Annotated in this window: 1 pseudogene; it reads left to right on the forward strand. The window is 69.8% G+C overall.

The window, feature by feature from the left end:
- A pseudogene (locus AOK17_RS53275) lies at window positions 1–341 on the forward strand (alkaline phosphatase family protein); the annotation flags it as partial.

The raw sequence follows: 341 nt of genomic DNA on the forward strand, positions 1-341 counted from the left end.
CGGCGAACTCGTCGCCGTCGCGGAGCCGGACGCCTGGTTCACGTACTACTACTGGCTCGACGACGCCCGCGCGCCCGACTTCGCGCAGCTCGTCGAGATCCACCGCAAACCCGGCTACGACCCGGTCGAGCTCTTCATGGATCCGCTCGACCCGTACGTCAAGGTCAAGGCCGCGGGCGCGCTGGCCCGCAAGAAGCTCGGCATGCGCTACCGCATGGCGGTCGTGCCCCTCGATCCCTCACCTATTCGAGGCAGCCACGGCCGCCTCCCCCTGAGCGACGACGAAGGTCCGCTCATCATCTGCTCCACCCCCCGCGCTGTCGGCGACCGCGTCGCGGCCA

Origin of the sequence: Streptomyces phaeochromogenes (assembly GCF_001418655.1) — a bacterium.
Classification (GTDB): Bacteria; Actinomycetota; Actinomycetes; order Streptomycetales; family Streptomycetaceae; genus Streptomyces; species Streptomyces phaeochromogenes.